At 36.5% G+C, this 10,341-nt stretch carries 8 protein-coding genes; 1 reads left to right on the forward strand and 7 read right to left on the reverse strand.

The features are described 5' to 3' along the window. Positions 1 to 565: 565 nt before the first annotated feature. The 4 genes from B5V89_RS06425 to B5V89_RS06440 all read right to left on the reverse strand — a co-directional run bounded on the left by B5V89_RS06425 (position 566) and on the right by B5V89_RS06440 (position 5,499). Positions 566 to 1,147 carry a nuclear transport factor 2 family protein gene (locus B5V89_RS06425; protein WP_108071046.1) on the reverse strand — a complete coding sequence of 194 codons (582 nt, stop codon included), beginning with the start codon at positions 1,145 to 1,147 and terminating at the stop codon, positions 566 to 568. A gap of 467 nt (positions 1,148 to 1,614) precedes the next feature. Beyond that, complete coding sequence (locus tag B5V89_RS06430; protein WP_108071034.1) at positions 1,615 to 3,315, reverse strand: ABC transporter permease; 1,701 nt, start codon at positions 3,313 to 3,315, stop codon at positions 1,615 to 1,617. After that, entirely contained in the window at positions 3,312 to 4,502 is a 1,191-nt protein-coding gene (locus tag B5V89_RS06435; protein ID WP_244913455.1) for an ABC transporter ATP-binding protein, read from the reverse strand. The genes B5V89_RS06430 and B5V89_RS06435 overlap by 4 nt, the downstream gene beginning before the upstream one ends. Beyond that, positions 4,462 to 5,499: an ABC transporter substrate-binding protein gene (locus B5V89_RS06440; protein WP_108071035.1), complete on the reverse strand. Its 1,038-nt coding sequence runs from the start codon at positions 5,497 to 5,499 to the stop codon at positions 4,462 to 4,464. The genes B5V89_RS06435 and B5V89_RS06440 overlap by 41 nt, the downstream gene beginning before the upstream one ends. Positions 5,500 to 5,682: 183 nt before the next feature. On the opposite strand from B5V89_RS06440, the gene B5V89_RS06445 reads away from it, so the two are divergent. Continuing rightward, positions 5,683 to 6,924: an MFS transporter gene (locus tag B5V89_RS06445; protein ID WP_425319821.1), complete on the forward strand. Its 1,242-nt coding sequence runs from the start codon at positions 5,683 to 5,685 to the stop codon at positions 6,922 to 6,924. A 17-nt stretch (positions 6,925 to 6,941) separates the two neighbouring features. Here the strand turns inward: B5V89_RS06445 and B5V89_RS06450 are convergent, their stop codons facing one another. The 3 genes from B5V89_RS06450 to B5V89_RS06455 form a co-directional block, all read right to left on the reverse strand. Continuing rightward, the gene (locus B5V89_RS06450) at positions 6,942 to 7,832 is read right to left on the reverse strand and encodes a glycerophosphodiester phosphodiesterase (RefSeq protein WP_108071052.1); all 891 of its coding nucleotides are present in this window, start codon (positions 7,830 to 7,832) and stop codon (positions 6,942 to 6,944) included. 1,719 nt (positions 7,833 to 9,551) lie between these two features. After that, positions 9,552 to 9,653, reverse strand: coding sequence for a putative holin-like toxin (locus tag B5V89_RS20395; protein ID WP_244913457.1), 102 nt, complete (start codon positions 9,651 to 9,653; stop codon positions 9,552 to 9,554). A 163-nt stretch (positions 9,654 to 9,816) separates the two neighbouring features. After that, positions 9,817 to 10,329, reverse strand: coding sequence for an Imm6 family immunity protein (locus B5V89_RS06455; RefSeq protein WP_108071054.1), 513 nt, complete (start codon positions 10,327 to 10,329; stop codon positions 9,817 to 9,819). Between the last annotated feature and the right edge of the window lie 12 nt (positions 10,330 to 10,341).

The following is a 10,341-nucleotide window of genomic DNA, read 5'->3' on the forward strand; positions in this document are numbered from 1 at the left end:
TCTTCGGCTTCATTCCCCCTCTTTGACGACCAAAATTCCTTTTCTTTTCGCATCTTGGGATTCATTCCTTCTCTTTGACGACCAAGTTTCAATCTCTTTACGCATCTTGGGATTCATTCTTCCTCTTTGACGACCAAGTTTCCTTTTCTTTTCGCATCTTGGGATTCATTCTTCCTCTTTGACGACCAAGATTCAATTTCTTTACCCATCTTCTGCTTTATTCCTTCTCTTTGACGACCAAGATTCCTTTTCCTTATGCATCTTGGGATTCATTCCCCCTCTTTGACGACCAAGATTCACTTTCTTTTCGCATCTTGGGATTCATTCCTCCTCTTTGACGACCAAGATTCACTCTCTTTACGCATCTTCGGCTTCATTCTTCCTCTTTAACGACCAGGATTCCTTTTCTCTACGCATCTTAAGACGCCATTTATCCACCTCCCTTCCTTAAAAAGGAAAGAAGGGCAACAACCAACCACCCTCACAATTTATTGATCGGTATTGAGTTTCCTTCCAAGAAGTTGGTAAAAAAACAGGGGGACGTGCGAGCCGTCCCCCTGTTTCCTTATTTCTTTTCACCAAACATTTTATCAATCTCTTTTGAATTCGCCATAACAGCTTCAAGCAAATTATCATCCGAAACGATTTTGAATTCTCCATCTTTGTCTTTCTTCAAATTCAAGGTTACATCACGGGTTGCCATTGTTGCATCTTTGGATTTAAGGTTTTTCATAAGTGTTGATGACATGAGTTTTTCCATTGTCTTATCGGCTTCTTCTTCGTTTTCATTGAACGCACCGGCAAAAGCCATTGGCATCACGTCATTCATCGTTTGAGTAAAGACCACTTGCATGTCTACAGAGGTAATTTTCACTTTTACCTTTGCCTTACCATCCTTATTCGATACTTCTTTAGGATTTTCAAATTTGTAATTTTTAGCGATTGCTTTCAATATTTCTTTCCCATCTAGCCCATCTTTACTTTCATTTAGTGCGGAAAGATCACTATCTGATTTTGTATCCACATAACTCATTGCCTTTTTATAGTCAGCTGATTGTATGGAAGTCAAAAAGTCTTTTACCGTATCCGCTGGTTTTGGTGAACCACACCCGGTTAACATAATTGCTGTCAATCCTGCAACGAGCATGATTGCGATTAATTTTTTGCTTAATTTCCCCAAAATGTTTCTCTCCTTATATGTCTATATAATTTTAGTACAATACTAAATTTACCACATTTTTTACTATTTCGGGAAAATTATTAGCAAAAGATAAATGCACAGTATTACCATTAAAGGAACGATACCCCTTTTTCATGCTTGCGAAAAAAAAGAGCAGTGCAAATTCCTATATTTTTTATTATGTAGAATATACTATAAGTGTATAAACATAAAATAAACCAAGGAGCTCAGAACTCCCTGGTTTGAACACTACCTATCGCAAGACGGTATGTGTTCAGGTAAATTAATTACGAGAAGAGCCGCCCTTTCGTTTTCGCCGATGCGGACGGTTCTTCTTTGTCATTTTCTTGCGGTATAGTTTAAATACATGAACTATTCAGTAAAAATATATAAGTAGTTCCCCGCTCCTCGCTCCCGGTACAATCACCCCCCCATTATCTTTGTTGTTTTTTCGTCAATTTATTAGCAATCGCCTGTAAAATTAGCACTAAAACTACTAAAATAACAGACATTGCGGCTGCGGAATAATACTCTCCGCGTAAAATATTTTGGAAAATCGCTAGACTCATAGGTGCCCATTCTGCAGGAGCGAGTAATATCGATATACTTGTTTCTTTAATTACCGTAACAAAAACGAGAATAGAACCAGCTGCAATTCCTGGTAACATTAATGGTCCGATAACCGTTAAAGCAGCTGTTAATTGAGAGGCGCCGAGATTAATGGCTGCTTCTTCAATATCCTGTTTAATTGCTCGCATCGTCCCCATTGTGGAACGAATCATATATGGCAGACGTCGTATCGTATAACCGATAATGAGGACGAGTGCTGTTCCTGTTAACTGAAGTGGGGCCGTATTAAATGTTTGAATTAAGGCAATCCCTAGGGCAATTCCTGGAACAACTAAAGGAATCGAGGTCATGAAATCTAACTTTGCATTATTTTGTCTTACTACAAAATATGAAATGAACGTAGCAATGATCACGCTTAATAATAAAGCACCGATTGCCAGTACGATACTATTTTGAATATTACCTAGTGAACTAGTGAAAATCGTTTGGTAATGTTTCAAAGTATAACCATTTGGCAACGGATCCTTCCCCCAAGTAGTCGCAATGGATTGTACGAAAATAGATAGCATCGCAAACACAGGAACGAACACAATCAAGGCTGAATATGCAGATAATACACGTGTAAGGACTTTATTATCATTTAATTTCTGTAGTTTTGGCTTTCCGGACAGCGATCCGTAATTTCTATTTTTCGTAAATAGGTTTTGCAGCCAGAAAAAGAATGCGGCAACTAGAATCATGATCACTGTTAGTATGGCTGCACCTGCCCAGTTGAAAAATCCAGCAATTTCACGATACGCCTCGACGACTAATAAGTTTAAATCTTTTGGCGCAAGAATAATCGGACTTCCAAAATCGGAGAAACTCACCGCAAAAATAATTAAAACGGTTGATAAAATACCAGGAATAGCTAATGGAAACGTCACGGTTATAAATGTAAGCCAATTTTTTGCACCTAAATTTCTCGATGCTTCCTCCAGTGAAAGATCACTTACTTTAAATGCGGCAACCATTGGCCATAACGCATATGGGAAAAAGAAAAAGACTTGCACCATAATAATTCCAGCCATTGAATAAGGATTGATTAATAATCCCTCGCCGCCTAGCATTTGATAAATATAAGTCACCCATCCTGATCGACCAAACATAATAATAAAGGCATAAGCAGAAATGAATGTCGGTACGATCAATGGGATCGTACATAAAGCACTGATCGTCTTTTTGAGTGGCATTTTTGTTCGAGCGATGCCGTAAGCAATCGGGATACAAACGATGATGACAATAACAGAAACGAGTAAAGCTAACCATAAGCTATTAAGCAACGCATCGTAATAACCTTTATTCGTAAAAATCACCTTATAATGCTCTAGTGAAAAACCTTTCAATTTCTCAATGGTGGAGCTTAATATAGTTGAATTGGTTAGCGCCCCAAGTATATTCATTGGTTGACCAGTAAAACTAACTAAAAAGACTGAGAATAACGGAAGGAGGAGAAATAGTCCAAAAAATATATACAGCAAAATTTTAATAATAGTTAGACCACTTAGTGTCTTCCGTTTCTTCATATGAGTAACACCCTTTCAGATGACACTGCTAATTGTACTTTTGTTCCTTCTTTTAAAATTTCTCTACCTGAAAAATAGGTAGTGTCTACGATTAAAGTATTTTCGTTAACCAATACTTCATATCTTACAGCTGATCCGAGATAGGTAGATTGATTTATTTTTCCTTCAAAAATATTCACATCTGAATCACTAGACGGAGTTCCCTCTAACAGGATCGTAATATTTTCAGGACGAATAATCACATTTACTTCTTCTTTGTCCGTTTGATAGGTTGATTTAATTTGTTTTCCATTAATTTGAACAACGGATTCATTTGCTTTAGAAGAGATCACTTTCCCTGGGAGAATATTCGATGTTCCTACAAAATCTGCAATGAAAGGCGAAGCAGGCTGGCTATATAATTCCGTCGGAGTACCAATTTGGATGACTTGTCCATCTTTCATAACGGCAACTCTATCTGCCATGCTCATCGCTTCCTCCTGATCATGCGTAACAAAAATGGTTGTTATCTTCAAGTCTTGTTGAATTCTTCTAATGGTTGTTCTCATCGTATGTCTGAGCTTTTGATCGAGATTGGATAATGGTTCATCCATTAAAAGGACTTTTGGCTCCATTACCAATGCTCGCGCTAATGCCACACGTTGCTGCTGTCCTCCTGATAATTCACTCGTCAGCCTATTGGCGTATTTATCGAGTTCCACATATTCAAGAATTTTTCTAACACGATCCTCAATATCCTTTGGGTATTTGGATAATTTTTTATTGAACATCCTAATGTATATAGACAAGCGTTTCAATGGATGACTGACTTTCAGTTGTTTAATATTCAAACTGTAGGCAACGTTATCAAATACATCCATATGCGGAAAAAGCGCGTAGCTTTGAAAGACCATTCCACAACTTCTCTTATTTGGTGGAATTTGATTAACGACTTGATCACCAATCTTAATCTCTCCTGATGTTGGCTGCTCGAATCCAGCAATACATCGCATGGTTGTCGTTTTCCCGCATCCGGATGGCCCCAAAAGGGCAAAAAACTCGCCCTCTTGGATATCTAAATTAATATCATAAAGTGCCTTTACACCTGAAAACTCTTTCGTAAGTTGTTCTACTTTCACTGATCCCATTATGAGTTCCCTTCCTTTATTACTGAAATTTTTCTTTCCACTCATTTCGAATACGGTCATAATTCTCATTCACCCAATCAATATCTAAATCAACTGCATGAGGCTTCACCTTTTCTAAAGTAAGTGGAGTTTTCGATTTTACATCCGGATTAAGAGGAATATGGTACCAGTTAGCAAGTATTTGCTGACCTTCCTTACTTAACAGAAAATCAATGAATTTCTTTCCACCTTTAGGATTTGGCCCTTTCTCAACTAATGAAGCTGGGTTTACGAGAATAGGAGTTTTATCTGGTACAACAAAATCTACACTTTCACCCTTTGCCTTTTGTTCATATGCCATAAAATCAAAGCCAACTCCAATATAGGCTTCACCCATTGAAACAGCTTTCGTAGGACCTGAACCGGAATCTGGAATAGAATTTGCTTGTTTAGATAATTTCTTAAAATATTCCCAACCCTCTTTCTCACCATGTTGCATCATATAGCTTAAAACCATTAATGTTGAGGTTCCGGATGCGGCAGGATTAGAGAATTGAATTTTCCCTTTCCATTTCGGATCAAGTAGATCTTCCCAAGTTTTTGGTGCTTCTTCTGGCTTCACAAGCTCTGTATTATAGGAAAAACCTAGTACGAACATTTCAACACCAACATATTTCCCGTCCTGATGCTTTAATTTAATTCCATCCTCGGTAACATCCCATTTTTCTGCACTTTCTGGTATGTAAGATGTAATAATTCCTTTGTCTGCAGCGGCTTCAAATGGAAGACTTCCCCCACCTCCATACCATACATCCGCTTGTGGATTATCCTTTTCCGCCATCATTCTGTTCACTAAAACATTGGTGCCCGCATATTGAACATCCACTTTCCCGCCATTTATTTCTTCATATTTTTGCGCAAGTTCTTTTGACATGTCTGGGGTTTCCGGAGAATAAAGAGTGATCCGATCTCCACCTTTCCCTCCACTTCCAGAAGAACTTTCACCGGCACATGCCGAAAGTGAAAATACGCTTACAATTAAAATGAAAGCTGAGACAAGCGATAATTTTTTCCTCATGTATATCCTCCTTTGTTTCTATTAACTCTCTTCACAATATCAATAAATTTATATGTATCGAGTTTTCTAATCATGTAAATAAGTAGTAGTTTGATTCTTTAGTCTCAGTGAACGTAGTAACGATTATCCTTTACAAATGATCTACCTATCACTAAAATAGTGAATATTCAAAATTATAAACAGGTGATTACATTGTTAAAAAAACTACATTTCAAAGACACACCCCCTGCTGTTATCTCTATTTCACTCGTAACAGCGATTTGCTTAATTGGGGATTCCATGCTATATATCGCTTTGCCTATTTTTTGGAGAGAAGTCGGCCTTGACTCACTTTGGCAGGTTGGAATATTATTATCAATTAACCGATTTATAAGACTACCATTTAACCCTATAATCGGTTGGGTCTATCAAAGAATCTCACTAAAGATGGGGTTAATCATAGCCGTTATTTTGGGAACCATAACGACATTTGGCTGTGGAATGATCACCGGCTTTGTTGGGTGGCTTATTTTACGAGGAATGTGGGGAATTGCTTGGTCCTTTTTTCGGATCGGTGGTTTGGCGGCCGTTGTTGCTTCTACTACAGACAAAAATCGGGGCAAAACAATGGGGATATATAATGGGCTTTATCGGCTAGGAAGCTTATTTGGTATGCTGATTGGCGGGATACTCACGCCATTCATCGGTCTCAAATATGTGGCATTGCTTTTAGGTGTGTGTACTTTATTCGCCTTTTTTTACTTATTTCACACAGTGACTACTTTTCAAGATTCAAAAGGAAATATCAAAAATAATCCGGCCCCTTCCTTACCAAACTTTCATTTTCCAAAAGGAACATTTTCCATCATTATAAGTGGCTTTTTTGTTTCATTGCTCTTTCAAGGAATCCTAACTTCCACCTTAAGTCCGTTAATTGACGACTTATTTAGTGAACCTATTCGTTTTGCCGGAATTTTTTTTACCGTAACGGCATTATCAGGTCTGATTCAGGCAGTACGTTGGATATGGGAGCCATTTGTAGCCGGTTGGGTTGGTGCGCTTTCTGATGGATTGAAAGGAAGGCTACCCCTTTTTATCTATTCTTTCATTTTTTCTGCAGTTGTGGTAGGGATCCTTCCTTTATCCATGTCTATTTATATTTGGATCTTTGTTAGTCTACTAGTTATGCTAAGCGCAACCAGCTTAACGACATTATCTGATGCAATCGCTTCAGATGTAGCGAAACAGACGAATGCTGTTTCATTTCTTACATATTATACGATTTCTCAAGATATAGGGGCAGCTCTTGGACCATTTTTCAGTTATTTTCTTATTACCATCCCTTTTGGATTTAACTATCTTTACTTTGGGAGTGCTTTGATTTTACTTATTTTAGCTGCTTATTGGTTAAGAGCCCAAAAGGTTCGGGTCAGGAGTAATGGTTGACATTATTTTTTCCACTGTTACCTATTTTTTAATACCTTGTTTAGAAGGTCGGGATAATTCGTAAACATCCCTGTAACGCCCCAATCTAGTAATTTTTCCATATCTTCTCTCGTATTAACGGTGTAAGGATGGATTAGCATGTTGTGTTCACGAACTTTTTCTACATATGCCTGGTCAATTTTTGTGTAGCTCGGTCCAATTCCTATTGCGTATTGCTTTATGTTATTCAGTTCTTCATCTGTGATTGTCGCTGGTTTTGAATAAGAAATAAGTTGAATAAGAGGCACTTTTCGGTTCAGCGAATGGATTTTGATTAAACTTTCAGGACTAAAGGACTGAATAAGCACTTTACTAGATGGTGCATTTTGTCCAAGTAATTTGTATTTATCTAAAATCCTTAGCAATTCTTCTTCCATTCCGGGGTATACATCAGGTGATTTTGTTTCAATATAATATCTTCCGCTTCTGCCAAACTTTTGAATAATTTCTTCCAAAGTCGGTACTTTTAAGCCGACATATTCAGGTTTTGCTAGATCAGGATATTTTTCATTAAACCATGAACCAGCATCTAATTGTTTAATTTCCGCTAGTGTATAATCTTTTACATAGCCTGTACCATTTGTTGTCCGATCAAGCTTTTCATCGTGCATTGCAATTAACTTTCCATCTTTCGTCATCTGCAAATCTATTTCAATATAGTCACCTTTCAATCTTTCTCCTAATTCATAGGATACTAGTGTATGTTCCGGAGCATATCCCGAAGCACCACGGTGAGCTACATTGAGTATACGATTAGGATTCAAGGATGGATCTTTTTCGTTTCCCTTACCGTATGCAACATTTAATCCAGATGTACAAATAACCATAAATACCATTAGAATGACGAAACTCGTTCCAAACTTTTTCATACTATCTTCTCCTCGTAATGAATTTTTTAGAGCAGTCCCAATGACATCAAAGTTGTGTACATCCATTGATCGTTTAATAGAATTGACATTTTTCACTTCACAGTTCTATCTCTCAACCCCCTCATCAACTAGTCCAAAGAGATGAAAAAACCCAACCGCAATTTGGGTTTCTTCTCTTTATCTCTTCCCTAGTATTTATCTAACCTTATTTTACCAAATGATAGAATACTTGAAAGTGCGCTTTGTACTATCTGGTTAATTGGGAAATTTGATGTATATGTCGCTTTAGTGTTTAGCTTTTTTTTGTGGATCATAGATTTCGGTTTGTGACGTATAGATTCTTTTTTGTGTATCATACTTTCGATTTTGTGACGCATACGCGGCTTTCGGTTCTACCTTTTTTCTGTTTGCGGATCATAGATTTTAGTTTGTGACGCATAGATTTTTATTTGTGCATCATACTTTTGGGTTTGTGGCGCATACGCGGCTTTTGAATCTAGCTTTTTTCGGTTTGTGGATCATAGATTTCAATTTGTGACGCATAGATTCTTTTTTGTGTATCATACTTTTGGGTTTGTGGCGCATACGTGGCTTTTGAATCTAGCTTTTTTCGGTTTGTGGAGCATAGATTTCAGTTTGTGACGCATAGATTCTTTTTTGTGTATCATACTTTTGGGTTTGTGGCGCATACATAGCTTTCGATTCTTTCTTTTTTCCTTTTGGGGATCATAGATTTTAATTTGTGATGCATAGTTTCCTTTTTGTGGATCATACTTTTGGGTTTGTAACGCATACTCAGTTTAAATGATTGATCTTTTAATAAAAAACAATAAACCACTGATTATCCATTACACAATCTAACTCGTGGAAAGCTACTAGGCAATCCCTTTCTCCAAATTTACTGAACTACGAAAATGCTTATTTAAGGAATGCAATGGGGAGGGTTTATTTCATGTATAATAAGAATATAATAAAAAAACTAAGAGCCCAGAACTCCTCGGCTTGAAAAATTGTAACTACTTTTTGTAGGTAAGTATGTTCAAGTTAATATACTATTATCGTGAAGAACCACCCTTTCTTTTGCTCCGATGCGACTGGTTCTTCTTTGTCGTTTTTTATGCAAAAGTGGCTCAATTTTAGATTACCAAAAACACTTCCGTGGATATTCCTATGAAACAATATTTTTCAGGACGTCCCTGTGACCGGAACATTATAAAATCCTCATCCATTCAAAAAAGGAAGTCAGCAGCGGAATTAATATGAAAAATGCCCAACACATTCCTTTAGTAAAAATAGTTAACAAAGAAAGAGAAATACAACTGTATAAAAAAAGACGTTGTTTAGCCAAGAAGTTTTTTTATCAAACAATGATGCGTATACTTATGAACAAGCTTCCTTATTAGACTTTTATAAAAAGAACGAGGAAATCTTTAAAAACTAAACTAATAGAATAATGATTGCTGAATGGATATATGAAATTTCTATTATCTATCAACACTTGACAAATTTCGAGGCGTCACTGTAACCAAAATAAAATAGTTTGCAAATTTAAAAAGTTAGCGTGTATAATAATTATACACTCTATATATAATAAAAAATGACCGAGGCATTAGCACTCGGTCAACGCAACTATATGCCGCATGAAGTGCGGCTGACCGAAAAAGAAAATAGCGGTATTAAAAAAGTAACCACCTTACTCTTTGGTCGGAGGCAGGGCGGTTACTTTTTCCTTTTTGCGACAATTGTTAAGATTACTGTAATCAATCCAATTAAAAGCAGATTAGATTGAAGTGCTACAGATATTGCTTCATAAATTGTCATTTTTCCACCTCCCTTCTTTCGGGAGATGGTCATCCGCCCATGCACTTTATATAGTTGCTACTCTTATACTATCAGTTTCTCTATAATATCACTAGAAAAAACAAATGTCTGTTCTTATTTTTTCACTATCCTTTAATGAAAGCTCATAAATAATAAATAACCGTTAATTTTGTATTTTTAATTCCCTTAAAACTTCTGTCCGCAAATCACTCGTAGTATTCCCACTCTTGTATTTATCCAATAATGAAATTATTCTTTGAATATAACTATCTGAATCCTTTATACACTTTCCAAAACAATCAATAAAATGATCTACTAATGTATCATCAACTAAAGCAATTGGTTCTGGATAATAATTGACGCCTTCTTTTTCAAATGCTTTTCTACTAGTAAAAGCAACTGCATCAATAATACAATTCCAAGCTATGATATCCACTTCATTATCTGACATCTCTTGTTTTATAGTTATTCCATTATCCTCATTATCCAATAATTCATAAAGGATATCCCCTATATTTTCTTTATCCTTTACCCATTCCCAACATTTATTTATAACTTCCTGGGCTAAAATTTGATCTTCCTTTTGAGAAAAAACCGACAAAACTTTTTCAGAAAGTCCAAGAAAAAATATTACTTTACCTTCTTCTGATAAACTACCATAATTAGTATTCTCTATAGCCCCTAAATG

It is taken from the genome of Heyndrickxia sporothermodurans (assembly GCF_003055045.1).
GTDB classification, from domain to species: domain Bacteria; phylum Bacillota; class Bacilli; order Bacillales; family Bacillaceae_C; genus Heyndrickxia; species Heyndrickxia sporothermodurans.